Here is a 15,685-nt window from a genome sequence, read left to right as displayed (position 1 = left end):
GATTGAAACACCTGCATATGTCAGGCAGAAGGTGTCAATGCCGAAAGAACGCGCGCCCGGGGGCCAACTTGATCGAATTGCATGACGTCAGCTATCGCTATGGCGCCGAAGACCTGCTGTCGAACATCACCCTTAAACTCGCGGCCGGGTCGTTCCATTTCCTGACCGGGCCATCGGGGGCGGGCAAGACGACGCTTTTGAAACTGTGTTACATGGAACTGATGGCGACCAGCGGTCAGGTCACGATCTTCGGACGTCCCGCCGACCGGATCGGGCGCGACGGCGTGGCGCAGGTGCGGCGTCGGGTCGGCGTGGTGCATCAGGATTGCGCGTTCCTGGATCATTTGCCGCTGCTGGAAAACGTCGCGCTGCCGCTGACCGTGTCCGGCCAGAGCACCGAGGCGAACATGCAGGAATTGCGCGACCTTCTCGCCTGGGTCGGCCTGTCGGGACGGACGGGTGCCCTGCCGCCGCAACTGTCGGGGGGGGAACGGCAGCGTGCGGCCCTGGCTCGCGCCGTCGTGATGTCGCCCGACGTGATCCTGGCCGATGAACCCACGGGCAACCTGGATTGGGAGATGTCGCTGCGCCTGTTGACGTTGCTGATCGAACTGAACCGCATGGGCAAGACGATCCTGATCGCGACCCACGATCTGAACCTGATCCGCCAGACCAAGGCCCAGATCGCCGCCCGCGTGCTGCGCATCAAGGACCGGCGGCTGCAACTGGCGGGGGCGGACCTGTGAAGCTTGCTGCCGAAATCCTGTCCGTCATCCAGGGCGATCCGCGCGCCGACCGGGCGGTGCCGCCCTCGGGGTTCACGGCGCAACTGACATTGTTCACCGGCGGCGCCATGGCGTTTCTGGCGGTGTTCGCCCTGGCGCTGGCACTGGCCACCGCGCGGCTGGCCGACCGGTGGTCGGGCGAGTTGGCGCAGACCTCGACCGTGCGGATTTCGGCGCCCGACGCACAGATGGAGGTTCAGACCAAGGCGGCGCTGCGGGTGCTGACCTCGACCCCCGGTGTGAAAACCGCCCGCGCGCTGGATCCGGCCGAGCAACGCGCGCTGCTCGCGCCGTGGTTCGGCCCGGAATTGCCGGTGGAAACCCTGCCGATCCCGCAACTGATCGAGGTGTTCGAGACGGGCGCGGGATACGACGCCGAGGGATTGCGCTTGCGCTTGAAGGCCGAAGCGCCGGGCGCGGTGCTGGACGATCACACCCGTTGGCGCCGCCCCCTGGTCGCGGCGGCGGGGCGGCTGAACCTGATGGCGCTGGCCGCCATGGCGCTGATCGCGGCGACGATGGTGGCGATGATCACTTTGGCGGCCAATTCCGCCCTGTCGGCCAACGCCCAGGTGATCCGCGTGCTGCGCCTGGTCGGTGCGCGCGACAGTTATATCGCGCGGGCCTTCGTGCGCCGCTTTACCCTGCGCGCGCTGGGCGGCGCGGCCGTTGGCACCGCGCTGGCCATGATCGCGGTGTCGCTGTTGCCCGATGCCGAAGTGGCCGGCGGGTTTCTGACCGGTCTGGGGTTCAGCGGGGCCGGCTGGCTGGCGCCCCTGGTGGTGCCGGTTCTGGCGGCGTTCATCGCCTTCTGGTCGACCCGGCTTGCGGCCATGAAAGCCCTGAAAGGGATCACCTGATGACCTATGCGATCCAATGGTTGCGTTCGCTTCTGTTCAACCTTTCGATGTATATCGCGATGCCGCTGATCGGCCTGTTCTATCTGCCATGGGCGCTGTTCAGCCCCCGTGGCGCGCGGGCCGCGTGTCAGGCCTATTGCAACTGGGTGCGGTGGAGCGCGCGCTGGATGATCGGCCTGCACTCCGAAGTGCGGGGCATCGCGCCCGATTATCCCTGCGTGATCGCCGCCAAACACCAGAGCTTCCTGGACATCATCATGATCTTCAACTCGGTTCCCGCCGGCCGGTTCATCATGAAGGACGAACTGCGCTATGCGCCGATCCTGGGATGGTTCGCGCTGCGGATCGGATGTGTGCCGGTCCGGCGCGGCGAACGCGGCCGCGCCATCGCCAAGATGAAGCGCGACGTGGACAAGGGACGGGCCGAACCCGGCCAGTTGATCATCTATTCCCAAGGCACGCGCACGGCACCGGGAAGCCGCGCCCCCTACAAGGCCGGCACGGCAGTTCTGTATCAGCAGTTGGACCAGCCGTGCGTGCCTGCGGCCTGCAACGTCGGGCTGTTCTGGCCGCGGCGCGGGGTCTATCGCAAGCCGGGGGTGGCGGTGGTCGAGTTCCTCGACCCCATTCCGCCCGGCCTGCCGCGGGCGGCGTTCATGACCAGCCTTGAACAGGCCGTCGAAACCCGTTCGGATGCGTTGATGGCCGAAGCCGGGTTCATCGCCAAGGGCGACGACTGACGCCGGTCAGCAGGCCCGATTGCCCCGGATCCACCGCGACGCAATCGGCTGGCAACGGGAACGGGCCCGGGCCCGGGGTGGCGCCGGGCCTGGTGATGATCAGGCCGCCAGGCCCTTCGATCCGATGTTCAGGAACTTCTGGCGCCGCTCGTTCACGATGGCGGCGCGGTCCATGCCCTTCATCTCGTCCAGCATGGCCAGCACGGCCTTGCCCACCGATTCGATGGCGCTGACGGGATCGCGTTGTGCGCCGCCCATGGGTTCGGGGATGATCCGGTCGATGGCGCCCAGCTTCTTCAGATCCTGCGCGGTCAGGCGCAGGGCCTCGGCCGCTTCGCGCATCTTCTCGGCGTCGCGCCACAGGATCGAGGCACAGCCTTCGGGCGAGATCACCGAATAGATCGAATGTTCCAGCATGGCCAGGCGCGAGGCCGTGGCAAAGGCCACCGCACCGCCCGATCCGCCTTCGCCGATGATGACGCTGATCAGCGGCACACCCAGTTGCAGACAGCGCTGGGTCGAGCGTGCAATCGCCTCGGACTGGCCGCGTTCCTCGGCGCCCTTGCCGGGATAGGCACCGGGCGTGTCCACCAGCGACACCACCGGAAGGTTGAAGCGGTCGGCCAGATCCATCAGCCGGATCGCCTTGCGATAGCCTTCGGGGCGGGCCATGCCGAAATTGTGTTCCAGCCGCGAACGTGTGTCGTGGCCCTTTTCATGGCCGATGACCACCACCGGCCGGCCGTCGAGCCGCGCAAGACCGCCCATCACGGCCAGATCGTCGGCAAAGTTCCGATCCCCGGCCAGCGGCGTGTATTCGGTGAACAGATGGTCGATATAGTCGCGGCAATGGGGGCGCGCGGGATGGCGCGCGACCTGGCATTTTGCCCATGGGCTGAGCGTCTTGTAGAGATCCCTGAGGATATCCGCCGCCTTGCGGTCCAGCGCGGCGGCCTCTTTTTCCACGTCCATCTCGCCGTTGGCGCGGCCCATGGCGCGCAGTTCCTCGGCCTTGCCCTCGATTGCCGAAAGCGGCTTTTCGAATTCGAGATAAGTGGTCATCGACGCCCTCCGTGACACGGCCACGTCATCGGTGTGGCCTTGTCCCGTTATATGTCGTCTCCATCGCCAAAGTGCAACGCGCGACCGGTCATGCCTGGCGGCCGATCATGTCGGATTGAGTCACGATTACCTGAGCCTGCCGGATCGACGCGATATCGACCAGGCGGCCCTTGTAGACCGCGGCGCCCTGGCCTTCGGCGCGGGCCTTTTCCATGGCCGCAAGGATCTCGCGCGCCTCGGCGACCGCGGCCTCTGACGGCGTGAACACCTCGTTGGCCAGCGCGACCTGTTTCGGATGGATCGCCCATTTGCCGACCATGCCCAGCGTGGCCGAGCGCAGCGCCTGCGCGCGGAACCCGTCGTCGTCGGAGAAATCGCCAAACGGCCCGTCCAGCGGCAGAACGCCGTGGGTCCGGCACGCCGCGACGATGGCGGCCTGCGCCCAGTGCCACGGATCGGACCAGTATTTCGCGCCGTCCCGGTGCATGTAGTAATTTTCCTGCGTGCCGCCGATGCCCGTGGTCTGCATCCCCATGGACGCGGCGAAATCGGCGGCGCCCAGGCTCATGCTCTGCAATCGGGGGGATGAGGCCGCGATCTCCTCGACATGGGCGATGCCCGCTGCCGTTTCGATGATCACCTCAAGTCCGACGCGCTTGTCATGCCCCTTGGCCGTTTCCACCGCCGACACCAACGCGTCGACGGCATAGACATCTGCCGCGCAGCCGACCTTGGGGATCATCATCAGGTCCAGCCGCCCGCCGGTTTGTTCCAGGATGTCGATCACGTCGCGATACCAGAACGGGGTGTCCAGCCCGTTGATCCGCACGCACAACGTCTTGGACCCCCAATCGATGTCGTTGATCGCCGCGATCACGTTGGCGCGCGCGCTGTCCTTGTCGGCGGGGGAGACCGAATCCTCGAGGTCGATGCACAAAACATCCGCCGCCGATGCGGCCATCTTCTCGAAGATGGCGGGGCGGGAACCGGGGCCGAACAGGTGACAGCGGCTGGGGCGGGCGATGGGGGCGGGTTGGGTGCGGAAGGACATGGCGGCTCGCAATATTATTTCATCGGGCGGTCCTTTGTGGTTAGGTTGTTACGCGCACGCTTGCAATCCCTTCGCCTTCGCGCGCGCAGCATTTTTTCCCGCCGGGCCCCCGGTTGCCGGTTTCTTCCGTTTCCCCCCTTCCGACGAACGTCAAAACCGTTAGGCTCCCCGCGACGAACCCGACGCGAAAGGACGCCGACGTGATCCACACCCCCTATCTGCTGTTTCTTGGCGACGCGCCCGATCATCTGGCCGCGAAGGTGGCGCAGGGCATCCGCGACTGGAACCCCGACGCGGCGCGCGGTCAGTTCCGCCTGCCGGGGTGCGGCGCCGACATGGGATTGCCGGACATGACGCTGGAACAGGCGAAGGCAGCCGGAGTGAAGACCATCGTCGTGGGCGTCGCCAACCGGGGCGGCGTGATTTCGCCGGCATGGAAGGCGGTTCTGAAACAGGGTATCGAGATGGGGTTCGATGTGGCCGCCGGATTGCACAACCTGTTGCGCCACGAACCCGACCTTGCGGCGGCGGCGCAGGCGAACGGGCGCACCCTGCACGATGTGCGTGTCCCGACCGACACCTATCCCATCGCCGACGGGAAACGGCGCACGGGCAAGCGGTGTCTGGCCATCGGCACCGATTGTTCCGTCGGCAAGATGTATACCGGCCTGGCCATGGATGCCGAAATGCGGGCGCGCGGCCTGAAATCGACGTTCCGCCCCACCGGACAGACCGGCATCCTGATCACCGGCAACGGCGTGCCTCTGGATGCGGTGGTCGCCGATTTCATGGCGGGCGCGGTCGAATGGCTGACCCCTGACAACGATGCCGACCACTGGGACCATATCGAAGGGCAGGGCAGCCTGTTCCACGTCTCGTTTTCCGGCGTCACCATGGCGCTGATCCATGGCGGGCAACCCGACGCGATGGTGATGTGCCACGAACCCAGCCGGACCCACATGCGCGGGTTGCCCGACTACGACCTTCCGACGCTTGAGGTGCTGCGCGACACTGCGCTGCCGCTGGCGCGGATCGCCAATCCGAAGGCGCGGATCACCGGCGTGTCGATCAACACCAAGGCCTATGGCGAGGATGAGGCGAAACGGTATCTGGAGGAGGTCGAGGCGCGGATCGGCCTGCCCACGGTCGACCCCTATCGCATGGGGGCCGCGCGCCTGGTCGATGCGCTGAACGCGATCTGAGCGCGTCATCGGCCATGCTGGCCGAAACCACTTTGCAACCACAGGGGATGACCACGCCGTGACATTGACAGTGACCGCCGACACCTTCCAACTGGCCGAGGTCTTCACGATCTCGCGCGGATCGCGCACCGAGGCGAAGGTGCTGACCGCTCATCTGGTCCGCGATGGCGTGAACGGACGGGGCGAATGCGTGCCCTATGCGCGCTATGGCGAGACGCTGGAGATGGTGGCGGCCCAGATAGAAGGTCTTTCGCCCGATATCACCCGCGCGGCGCTGCAATCGGCACTGCCGCCCGGCGCGGCGCGCAACGCCGTCGATTGCGCCCTGTGGGACCATTGGGCGAAATCCACCGGCAAAAGGGTTTGGGAGCTGGCGGGCCTGCCTGCGCCGGGGCCCGAAATCACCGCCTTTACCCTGTCGCTGGACACGCCCGACAGGATGCGGGCGGCGGCGGCGAAACACGCCAAGCGCCCGATCCTGAAGATCAAGCTGGGCACGCCCGATGACATGGCCCGCCTCGAAGCGGTGCGCGAAGGTGCACCGGACGCGGCGATCATCGTCGATGCCAACGAAGGCTGGAGCGCCGAGGTCTACGCCGACCTCGCGCCTCATCTGCTGCGTCTTGGGGTCAAGCTGGTGGAACAACCGTTGCCGGCGGGCGAAGACGGGATGCTGGGTGAAATCGCTCGGCCGCTGCCGGTCTGTGCCGATGAATCCTGCCATGATCGCAACAGCCTGGCCGACCTGAAGGGGAAATACGACCTGGTCAACATCAAGCTGGACAAGACCGGCGGCCTGACCGAAGCGCTGGCCCTGCGCGATGCCGCTCGCGCGGGCGGTTTTGGCGTGATGGTCGGTTGCATGGTCGGCTCGTCCCTTGCCATGGCACCGGCGGTCCTGCTGGCGCAGGGGGCCGCGTTCACCGATCTGGACGGCCCGCTTCTGTTGTCCGAAGACCGCGAAGATCCGTTGCGTTTTGACGATCGCGGCGTGCATCCGCCGCAACCCGAATTGTGGGGCTGACGGGGGCCGGATTCTTTGTTGATGGGCCGACCCGCCGCACGCGCGTCAGGGCTGTACGAATTCGCTTTGCGCATAGCCTTGCAGATACAGCAGGGCGGTCAGGTCGCCGTGGTCGATCCGCAGCCTTGTCTGCGCGGCCACGGCCGGTTTGGCATGCAGCGCAACCCCGGCGCCCGCGGCACTCAGCATCGCCAGATCGTTGGCGCCGTCGCCGACCGCCAGCACATCCCGTGGCGCAAGGCCCCGCGCGGCACAGATCCGGTGCAGCGAGTCGAGCTTGGCCTGTTTGCCGAGGATCGGTTCGCCGACCTCGCCGGTCAGGACGCCGTCCTCTGCGATCAACGTGTTGGCGCGATGTTCATCGAATCCCAGGGTCGCGGCAATGGCCGCCGTGAATGCCGTGAAGCCGCCGGATACCAGCGCCGTATAGGCGCCGTTCGCCTTCATAGTGGCCAAGAGGACCGGCCCGCCGGGCATCAGGTGGATGCGCGTCGCCAGAACCTGGGTGATGACGTGTTCCGGCAATCCCTTCAACAACGCCACGCGCGCCCGCAAAGCCGATTCGAAGTTCAACTCGCCGTTCATGGCGCGCGCCGTGATGTCGGCGACACGGGCGCCGACGCCCGCCTCGTCGGCCAGTTCGTCGATGCATTCCTGGCGGATCATGGTCGAATCCATGTCGGCCAGCAGGATCGCCTTGCGCCGTCCGGCGGCCGGCTGGATCGTGATGTCGACACCGTGGCCCCGCAGATCCTCGCGCACCGCATCGATGTTCGGGGGGCGGTGTTGCACGGGAAACTCCGCCGCCTCATCGGGTGCCAGCCATTGCAGATCACCGCCGCCCCAGGCGTTGCGCAGCGAATCGGCCAGCGCCGGATCGAGTGACGGCGCGGCGGGCGAGGTGATCAGGGTGACGGCGAACATGGTCGGGACCTTCTTCAGATGCGGCGCCTGAAAAGCATGCGGCGGCCCTGTTGGCCAGTGGTGGATGCTCCGCAGGGAGTATTTTCGTCAATGAGAAGCCGGCGCGACTGCCCCGTGGCGCGCGCATTCGCGTCATTTTGTGTCTTGCCGGCTTCGTGATGTGGGGATACTGCGACAGGTGGGACACGCCGCCCCAACGCGGCGCATATATCTGTGAGGATACCACCGATGGCTATCGATACCCCGGCAACGCGGCCGGCCAATCCGCGCTTTTCGTCCGGCCCCTGTGCCAAACCTCCCGTATACGATCTGAACAACCTGTCCGGCGCGCCGCTGGGCCGGTCGCACCGTGCGCCGATCGGCAAGGCCAAGCTGGTGGCGGCGATCGACGGCACGCGCGAGATCCTCGGGGTGCCGGAGGGCTATCGGATCGGCATCGTGCCCGCGTCCGACACCGGTGCCTTCGAGATGGCGATGTGGACGATGCTGGGCGAGCGGCCGGTCGAGATGGTCGCCTGGGAAAGTTTCGGGGCCGGGTGGGTCACGGATGTGGTCAAGCAGTTGAAGATCGAGGCCACGGTGCACGAGGCGCCCTATGGCGAGATCGTCGACATGGCCGCGTTGAATTACGACAATGACGTGTGCTTCACTTGGAACGGCACCACCTCGGGTGTGCGGGTCGCGTCGGGCGATGTGATTCCGGCCGACCGCAAGGGGCTGACGTTCTGCGATGCGACCAGCGCCGCGTTCGCGCAGGATCTGCCGTGGGACAAGCTGGATGTGACCACGTTCTCCTGGCAGAAGGTGCTGGGCGGCGAGGCGGCGCACGGCATGCTGATCCTGAGCCCGCGTGCGGTGGAACGGCTTGAATCCTATGCCCCCGCCTGGCCGCTGCCCAAGATCTTCCGCCTGACGAAGGGCGGCAAGCTGATCGAGGGGATTTTCCGCGGCGAGACGATCAACACGCCGTCGATGCTGTGCGTCGAGGATTACCTGCTGGCGCTGGATTGGGCGCGCACGGTCGGCGGGTTGAAGGGGCTGATGGCGCGGGCGGATGCCAACGCCGCCGCGGTTGCAGAGTTTGTCGGCCGGCACGACTGGATCGATTTCCTTGCCAGGGATCCCGAAAACCGCAGCAACACATCGGTCTGTCTGACGTTTGCCACGCCCGATGGGCTGGACGGCGCGGCCTTTGCCAAGGCGGTCGCCAAGCGTCTGGAGGCGGAAGGCGTCGCGCTGGATGTGGGGGCCTATCGCGATGCGCCTCCGGGGCTCAGGATCTGGTGCGGGGGCACGGTCGAAACCGCCGATGTTGCCGCGCTGATGCCCTGGATCGAATGGGCGTATCACGCCGAACGCGCCGCCGCCTGACCAAAGGGCGCCCGGCGTCTTCGCCGCGGCCCGGAACGGGCCGTGTCCGACCGCCGGGTGCCGTTCCGAATTTCCCTTTTTTCCTGAAGGAGTGCCAGTCATGGCCCCCAAAGTCCTCGTCAGCGACAAGCTGTCCGAAACCGCCGTGCAGATCTTTCGCGATCGCGGCATCGACGTCACCTTCGATCCGTCCATCGGCAAGGACAAGGACAAGCTGTTGTCCGTGATCGGCGAATACGACGGTCTTGCCATCCGCAGCGCCACCAAGGTGACGGCCAAGGTTCTGGAGGCCGCCACCAACCTCAAGGTGATCGGCCGCGCCGGGATCGGGGTCGACAACGTCGAGATTCCGGCCGCCTCGAAAAAGGGCGTGATCGTGATGAACACGCCGTTCGGCAACTCGATCACCACCGCCGAACATGCCATCAGCCTGATGATGGCCGTGGCCCGTCAGATCCCCGAGGCGAACGCCAGCACCCATGCCGGCAAGTGGGAAAAGTCGCGCTTCATGGGGGTCGAGCTGACCACCAAGACGCTGGGCGTGATCGGTGCCGGCAACATCGGATCCATCGTGATCGACCGGGCGCTGGGCCTGCGGATGAAGGTCATCGCCTATGATCCGTTCCTGAGCGAGGAGCGGGCGGTGCAACTGGGCGTGCGCAAGGTCGATCTGGACGAACTGCTGGCCAAGTCGGATTTCATCACCTTCCACGTGCCGCTGACCGACAAGACCCGCAACATCCTGTCGGCGAAGAACATCGCCAAGCTGAAGCCGGGCGTGCGCGTCATCAACTGCGCGCGCGGCGGCCTGGTGGACGAGGCCGCGCTGGCCGATGCGATCCGGTCGGGCCATGTGGCCGGTGCGGGTTTCGACGTCTTCGCCGAGGAACCGGCGACGGACTCGCCGCTGTTCAACCTGCCGGGCGTGGTCGTCACGCCGCACCTGGGCGCCGCGACAACCGAGGCGCAGGAGAACGTGGCGTTGCAGGTGGCCGAGCAGATGTCGGATTACCTGCTGAGCGGCGCGGTGAGCAACGCGTTGAACATGCCGTCGGTGACGGCGGAGGAGGCCAAGGTGATGGGGCCGTGGCTGAAGCTGGCCGGGCACCTGGGCAGCTTCGTGGGCCAGATGACCGATGAGCCCATCGAGGCGGTGAACATCCTCTATAACGGCGTGGTGTCCGAGATGAACACGGCCGCGCTGAACGCCGCCGTCATGGCCGGGGTGATGCAGGCGTCGAACCCCGACGTGAACATGGTTTCGGCCCCGGTGATGGCCAAGGAGCGCGGTGTCGAAATCTCGACCACCACGCAGGAGAAGACCGGCGTCTTCGACGGCTATGTCAAGCTGACGGTCAAGACCGCGACGCGCGAACGCTCCATCGCGGGCACGGTGTTTTCCGACGGCAAGCCGCGGTTCATCCAGATCAAGGGCATCACCATCGATGCCGAGATCGGCGAACACATGCTGTACACCACGAACCACGACCAGCCCGGCATCATCGGCGCGCTGGGCCAGACCATGGGCGAGAACGGCGTGAACATCGCCAATTTCACCCTCGGCCGGTCAACCCGCGGCAAGGATGCCATCGCGCTGCTGTATCTGGATGACCAGCCGCCGCAGGCAGTGCTGGACAAACTGGCCGCGACAGGATTGTTCAAGGCGATCCGCCCCTTGCAGTTCGTCATGGGGTGAGGGTTGACGGGGCGTCCGGTGCGGGCGCCCCGATCTGTGTTTACGGAGGGTGCGATGACGATCTATGCCATTGGCGACATTCATGGCCAACGTGCGATGTTGGAGGCGGCCCACGACCGGATCGCCGCCGACCGGGCCCGGTCCGGCGCGCATGACGCACCGATCGTGCATCTGGGCGATCTGACCGACCGCGGGCCGGACAGCCGGGGCGTTCTGGACCTGCTGATCGACGGGATCGCCGACGGACAGCCCTGGATCGTGCTGAAAGGCAACCACGACCGGATGTTTCAGGAGTTCCTGAACGATCCCGCTTACCGCGATCCGGGGCTGCGTTCGGACCTGCCATGGTTCGATACGCGATTGGGCGGGGCCGAGACCGTGCGATCCTATGGCGTGGACAGCCCCGAGCGGCGTCCGCTGGAGGACGTCCATGCCGAGGCATTGGAGTCGGTGCCGGCGTCGCACCGCGCGTTCATCGCCGATCTGCCGCTGATGCATACGACCGATGAGCTGATCCTTGTCCACGCCGGGATCCGGCCCGGTGTGCCGTTGGCACGGCAGGTCGAGGATGATCTGGTCTGGATCCGCCAGGGTTTCCTGGACGATTCCACCGACCACGGACGTCTTGTGGTGCATGGCCACACCGCGCTGGACGCGCCCGAGCACTTCGGCAACCGCGTCGATCTGGATACGGGAGCGGGATACGGACGGCCCCTGACGGCTGCGGTGTTCGAGGGCCGGTCATGTTTCGTGCTGACCGATTCGGGACGGGTGGCCTTGCGCCCCTGAGCGTCGGATTTCGGCGCGCGGGCGGGATTTCGAGTATTTTCGGCAAGAAAAAGCCGCGATGTCGTGTGACGCCGCGCGGCGGTGTCAGCTGCCCAGGTGGCGTTCGCCGCGGGCGCGGGCCAGTTCGATCTGGCGTTGACGTTCGCGGAACCGCGCGCGGTCGGTCTGGGTGAGGGTATCGGCGCAATGGGGGCAGGCGACGCCGGGCTCGTACGCCGGGTGTTCGCGCTCTGCCGGCGACACCGGATGACGGCAGCCGTGGCACAGCGTGTGATCGCCCTGTTGCAGCCCGTGTTTGACCGCGACCCGCTGGTCGAAGACGAAGCACTCGCCCTGCCAGCGGCTTTCGCTTTCGGGCACGGTTTCAAGGTATTTCAGGATGCCGCCCTTCAGGTGAAACACCTCGGGCACGCCCTGGGCGCGCAGGTAGGCGGTAGATTTCTCGCAGCGGATGCCGCCGGTGCAGAACATGGCGATCCGCTTGCCCTGCAGGCGGTCGCTGTTGGCCTGCCACCAGGCGGGGAAACTGCCAAAGCTTTCGGTGGCCGGGTCGATGGCGCCCTGGAACGTGCCGATGGCCGTTTCATAGGCATTGCGCGTGTCGATCACCACCACGTCGGGCGCGTCGATCAGGGCGTTCCAGTCGGCGGCATCCACGTGGGTTCCGGTGGCGTTCACCGGGTCGATGTCGGGCTGGCCCATGGTCACGATCTCGCGCTTCAGGCGGACCTTCATGCGCAGGAACGGCATGTCGGCGGCGGTGCTTTCCTTCCAGTCCAGATCGGCGCAGCCGGGCAGGGTGCGGATATGCGCCAGCACCGCGTCGATGCCAGCCCGGGTGCCGCCGATGGTGCCGTTGATGCCCTCGGGCGCCAGCAGCAGGATGCCCTTGACGCCGTGGGCGTTGCAGACGTCGGCCAGCGGCGCGCGCAGGCTGGCGGGCGCATCGAGGCGGGTGAAGCGATAGAGGGCGGCAACGGTGAACATGGGGGCGGAATACGCCTTTGGCGGCAGGCCCGCAAGATCGCGGGCTTTCGTTTGTGCGACGCCCGTGTAGGATGCCCCCATCCCAGAGCAGGAGACCGCCGTGCCAGACCTTTCCGCCCTTCTTGTCATCGATGTCCAGAACGATTTCTGCCCCGGTGGCGCGCTGGCCGTGGCCGGTGGCGATGACATCGTGCCGGGGATCAACGCGCTGATGGACGGGTTCGATGCCGTGATCCTGAGCCAGGACTGGCATCCGGCGGGCCATTCGTCGTTCGCCTCGTCCCATCCGGGTCGTGCGCCGATGGCGATGATCGACATGCCCTATGGGGCGCAGGTGCTATGGCCCGATCATTGTGTCCAGGGCAGCAACGGCGCGGCGTTTCACCCCGATTTGCGGGTTGATGGCGATCTGATCATCCGCAAGGGGTTCAATCCGGCGATCGACAGCTATTCGGCATTTTTCGAGAACGATCACACGACCCCCACGGGTTTGGAGGGGTATCTGCGCAACCGGGGGATCGGGCGGCTGACGCTGGTGGGATTGGCGCTGGATTTCTGCGTGAATTATTCGGCGGTGGATGCGGCGCGCCTGGGCTTCGACGTGACGGTGCGGCGCGATCTGTGCCGCGCCATCGATCTTGACGGTTCGCTGGCCGCGGCCGAGGCGGAGATGGCCGCGGCCGGCGTGACCATGGGCTAGCCGGATCGGCGACCGGCGTCGGACCGGGCGCCGACCCGACGTTCCAGTTCGGCGTGCACAATGGGGTCGAAGCCGGGGATCAATCCTTCGTCGAGGGCGTCGAGCAGGGCGCGGCGCCCCCGTTGATAGTGCATTTCATTGTTCTTCTTCACGAACGGCATCCCCATGTGCCGGATCGCCACCAGCGGCACAGAACCGATGTAGTTCTTGGCATCCGCCGCCGCCCCGAGGATGGCGCGCGCCTCGTCTGCCCACGGGCCGGGCGCGTGCGGCAGGGCGCAATGGGCGGCCCTTCGCGATTCGAGTTCAGGGGACATGCAGATGGCAAAGCGCAAAGCATCGTGCAATTCGGCCGGGCCGAGGCGGTCGAGAACCGCGCCAAACCGCGCGCGGGTAAAGACGCCCTGCGCCGGAATGCCCGCCCCGATCAGCCGGTCGGACAGCGCACGTTCGCCGCGCCGCAGGACGATCTCCTTGTTCGACGACAGCTTGTAGTCGGCCCAGAAGCCGGTGAAGGCCGGATGGCCCAGTACTGCGCCCTTGAACATCAGGAAATACGACCCGAGCATCGGCCCGCGCCCCTTGCGGTTGGGCCCGTCGAGCCGCCCGAACATCTGCGCACCCAGGAACTGTGCGGTGCTGGCCTCCATCTCGGGGATGACGGTCTCATTGGCCAGGGTCGGGAACCAGGTGCTGTCGTTCATCATGATCAGGGTGTCCGGGGCGCGGTTCAGGCGCCCGAGATCCTGCACCCCTTCAAGGTAGCCGCCGAAGTCATAGCCGAAGTTGGGCCGCTCGATCAGCCGCCAGGATAGGGCGGCCAGGGTGGTGCGATCGGCGTCGGACAGCGCGCCGTTGCTGACCACCAGCGGCGCGTATCCCCGACGTGCCAGGTGGCGGCAGGTGTCGTGAACGGACCGCGAAACACCGCCCGGCTGAAAGATAACGAAGATGGCAACCTTGGCCGCGCCGGCCAGCGCGCCGTCGGTGATGCGGGTGTTGGCGGCGCGCGTGCGTGCGAACCGCGCCCGTTTCAGCGGTCCGGTGATCCGTTCCGATGCGGCCAGGATCTGTTGGCCTAGCCGGGCGGCCTCGCGGCGGATCTTCCACGGGGGGAGCTTGGATGTCATCGCGCTGTGCCTTTGTCGACCGCTGCGCCCCGTGCTACAGCCGGGGCGCGCGCGCGGCAACCGGAGGGTGACATGGCACGACAATCGGCAGGGATGACCGCTTATCTGGCCTTCGCGGCGGTGTCCGAACCCCTGTGGCGGCTGGCCATGGCGCGCCGGGTGCGGCGCGGCAAGGAAGATGGCGCGCGGGTGGCCGAAAAGTTCGCGCACGACATGGCGGATCGCCCCCCGGGTCCGGTCTTGTGGTTTCATGCGCTCAGCGTTGGCGAGAGTCTGGCGTTGTTGCCGCTGCTGGCGCTGGCCGGGCGCGAGCGGCCCGAGGCGCATATCCTGCTGACCACATCGACCCGCACGTCGGCCGTCGCGCTGGGCCGCGTCGGTCTGCCCCCGCGGGTGATCCATCAGTTCCTGCCGGTTGATTCAGCCGGACCCGTGCGGCGGTTCCTGGACCATTGGAGGCCCGATCGGGCGGTCGTGACCGAGCTTGACCTTTGGCCCGGCCTTCTGCTGGCGGCGCACCGGCGGGGTATTCCGCTGGCCCTGATCAACTCGCGCATATCGCCCGCGAACTTTGCGAAACGGTCGCGCGGGCGGGGGATGTTCCGGGATCTGTTACGTCTGTTCGATATCGTCCTGGTCCAGGATGACGACAGCGCCGAACGTTTTCGCGCGCTGGGTGTGGCCGCCGACCGGGTGCAGGTTCTCGGGTCGCTGAAGGCGGCGGCGGCGCCATTGCCCTGCGACACGCGCGCGTTGCAGCAGTTGCGCGACAATCTTGGCCAGCGGTCTTGTTGGCTTGCCGCATCCTTTTCGCGACGTGAGGTCGATACGCTCTGCGACGGGCAGCTTGCGTTAAGGGACACGCATCTGATGGTTCTCGCGCCGCGCGATCTGTCCGATTCCGAGAGCGCCGAACGCGCCGCACAGGCGCGGGGTCTGAAAACGGCACGCCGCTCGCGCGGCGAGGAAATCGAACCGGATACGAACGTTTATCTGGCCGACACGATCGGCGAAATGGGATTGTGGTATCGTCTGGCGGACGTGGTGTTCATGGGCAACTCGCTGAACGTGCCGGGGCCCGAGCATCGCGGCAAGAACCCGTTCGAGGCGGTCGTGCTGGACCGGCCGGTGTTGCATGGCCCGTCGGTGGGCGATTTTGCCGAAACATATGAGGCTCTGGATACGGCAGGCGCGGCAACTACCTGCGCCGATGCCGATGCCATCGCCGCAGAGGTGCGGCGCCTGGCCGATCCGGCGGTGCGGGCCGCGATGGTTCAGGCCGGTCGCGCCGTCGTCGCCGAACGGCGCGCCGTGCTGGGACGGACCTGGGCGGCGCTGGCGCGGCAGGGGTGATCCGGGGCCGG

At 66.6% G+C, this 15,685-nt stretch carries 15 protein-coding genes; 10 read left to right on the top strand and 5 right to left on the bottom strand.

The annotated features are described in order from the left end of the window. Nucleotides 1-68: 68 nt before the first annotated feature. From CFP68_RS06325 to CFP68_RS06315, 3 genes are read left to right on the top strand one after another with little or no spacing between them, the layout of a single operon-like run. Nucleotides 69-746 carry a cell division ATP-binding protein FtsE gene (locus tag CFP68_RS06325; protein WP_099825957.1) on the top strand — a complete coding sequence of 226 codons (678 nt, stop codon included), beginning with the start codon at nucleotides 69-71 and terminating at the stop codon, nucleotides 744-746. Further along, nucleotides 743-1,645 (top strand): cell division protein FtsX, encoded by a 903-nt coding sequence (locus CFP68_RS06320; RefSeq protein WP_099825954.1) that lies wholly within the window; start codon nucleotides 743-745, stop codon nucleotides 1,643-1,645. Before CFP68_RS06325 ends, CFP68_RS06320 begins: the two co-directional genes overlap by 4 nt. Beyond that, a complete protein-coding gene (locus tag CFP68_RS06315; RefSeq protein WP_099825951.1) occupies nucleotides 1,645-2,385 on the top strand; it encodes a lysophospholipid acyltransferase family protein in 741 nt (246 codons plus the stop codon). The genes CFP68_RS06320 and CFP68_RS06315 overlap by 1 nt, the downstream gene beginning before the upstream one ends. A 99-nt stretch (nucleotides 2,386-2,484) precedes the next feature. Here the strand turns inward: CFP68_RS06315 and CFP68_RS06310 are convergent, their stop codons facing one another. Together CFP68_RS06310 and CFP68_RS06305 are read right to left on the bottom strand one after the other, a co-directional pair. Then, a complete protein-coding gene (locus CFP68_RS06310; RefSeq protein WP_099825949.1) occupies nucleotides 2,485-3,447 on the bottom strand; it encodes an acetyl-CoA carboxylase carboxyltransferase subunit alpha in 963 nt (320 codons plus the stop codon). An 88-nt stretch (nucleotides 3,448-3,535) separates the two neighbouring features. Then, entirely contained in the window at nucleotides 3,536-4,498 is a 963-nt protein-coding gene (locus CFP68_RS06305) for an L-malyl-CoA/beta-methylmalyl-CoA lyase (protein WP_099825946.1), read from the bottom strand. A 200-nt stretch (nucleotides 4,499-4,698) separates the two neighbouring features. Here CFP68_RS06305 and dgcN point away from each other — a divergent pair, with 200 nt between their 5' ends. After that, nucleotides 4,699-5,700 (top strand): N-acetyltransferase DgcN, encoded by a 1,002-nt coding sequence (gene dgcN / locus CFP68_RS06300; RefSeq protein ID WP_099825943.1) that lies wholly within the window; start codon nucleotides 4,699-4,701, stop codon nucleotides 5,698-5,700. Between the two features lie 58 nt (nucleotides 5,701-5,758). After that, nucleotides 5,759-6,724, top strand: a complete 966-nt coding sequence (gene dgcA, locus CFP68_RS06295) for an N-acetyl-D-Glu racemase DgcA (protein ID WP_099825941.1) — start codon at nucleotides 5,759-5,761, stop codon at nucleotides 6,722-6,724. Between the two features lie 45 nt (nucleotides 6,725-6,769). Here the strand turns inward: dgcA and serB are convergent, their stop codons facing one another. Next, on the bottom strand, nucleotides 6,770-7,648 hold the full coding sequence (gene serB / locus CFP68_RS06290; RefSeq protein ID WP_099825939.1) for a phosphoserine phosphatase SerB: 879 nt from the start codon (nucleotides 7,646-7,648) through the stop codon (nucleotides 6,770-6,772). Between the two features lie 228 nt (nucleotides 7,649-7,876). Here serB and CFP68_RS06285 point away from each other — a divergent pair, with 228 nt between their 5' ends. The 3 genes from CFP68_RS06285 (at nucleotide 7,877) to CFP68_RS06275 (ending at nucleotide 11,504) form a co-directional block, all read left to right on the top strand. Then, nucleotides 7,877-9,019 (top strand): phosphoserine transaminase, encoded by a 1,143-nt coding sequence (locus CFP68_RS06285; RefSeq protein WP_099825936.1) that lies wholly within the window; start codon nucleotides 7,877-7,879, stop codon nucleotides 9,017-9,019. A 100-nt stretch (nucleotides 9,020-9,119) separates the two neighbouring features. Continuing rightward, entirely contained in the window at nucleotides 9,120-10,715 is a 1,596-nt protein-coding gene (gene serA, locus CFP68_RS06280) for a phosphoglycerate dehydrogenase (protein ID WP_099825934.1), read from the top strand. A 54-nt stretch (nucleotides 10,716-10,769) separates the two neighbouring features. Then, the gene (locus tag CFP68_RS06275) at nucleotides 10,770-11,504 is read left to right on the top strand and encodes a metallophosphoesterase (RefSeq protein WP_099825931.1); all 735 of its coding nucleotides are present in this window, start codon (nucleotides 10,770-10,772) and stop codon (nucleotides 11,502-11,504) included. A gap of 84 nt (nucleotides 11,505-11,588) precedes the next feature. On the opposite strand, the gene trhO is transcribed toward CFP68_RS06275, so the two are convergent. Continuing rightward, nucleotides 11,589-12,491, bottom strand: a complete 903-nt coding sequence (trhO, locus tag CFP68_RS06270) for an oxygen-dependent tRNA uridine(34) hydroxylase TrhO (protein WP_099825928.1) — start codon at nucleotides 12,489-12,491, stop codon at nucleotides 11,589-11,591. Nucleotides 12,492-12,591: 100 nt separating this feature from the next. On the opposite strand from trhO, the gene pncA reads away from it, so the two are divergent. Beyond that, a complete protein-coding gene (gene pncA / locus CFP68_RS06265; protein ID WP_158234136.1) occupies nucleotides 12,592-13,191 on the top strand; it encodes a bifunctional nicotinamidase/pyrazinamidase in 600 nt (199 codons plus the stop codon). Here the strand turns inward: pncA and CFP68_RS06260 are convergent. Beyond that, nucleotides 13,188-14,321 carry a rhamnan synthesis F family protein gene (locus CFP68_RS06260; protein WP_158234135.1) on the bottom strand — a complete coding sequence of 378 codons (1,134 nt, stop codon included), beginning with the start codon at nucleotides 14,319-14,321 and terminating at the stop codon, nucleotides 13,188-13,190. The genes pncA and CFP68_RS06260 overlap by 4 nt on opposite strands. Before the next feature lie 72 nt (nucleotides 14,322-14,393). Here CFP68_RS06260 and CFP68_RS06255 point away from each other — a divergent pair, with 72 nt between their 5' ends. Next, nucleotides 14,394-15,674, top strand: a complete 1,281-nt coding sequence (locus CFP68_RS06255) for a 3-deoxy-D-manno-octulosonic acid transferase (RefSeq protein ID WP_099825921.1) — start codon at nucleotides 14,394-14,396, stop codon at nucleotides 15,672-15,674. Nucleotides 15,675-15,685 lie beyond the last annotated feature (11 nt).

It is taken from the genome of Oceaniglobus indicus (assembly GCF_002751875.1).
Taxonomy (GTDB): Bacteria; Pseudomonadota; Alphaproteobacteria; order Rhodobacterales; family Rhodobacteraceae; genus Oceaniglobus; species Oceaniglobus indicus.
Note: the sequence above shows the minus strand (reverse complement) of the source record. Positions and strands in the feature narration are given on the sequence as shown.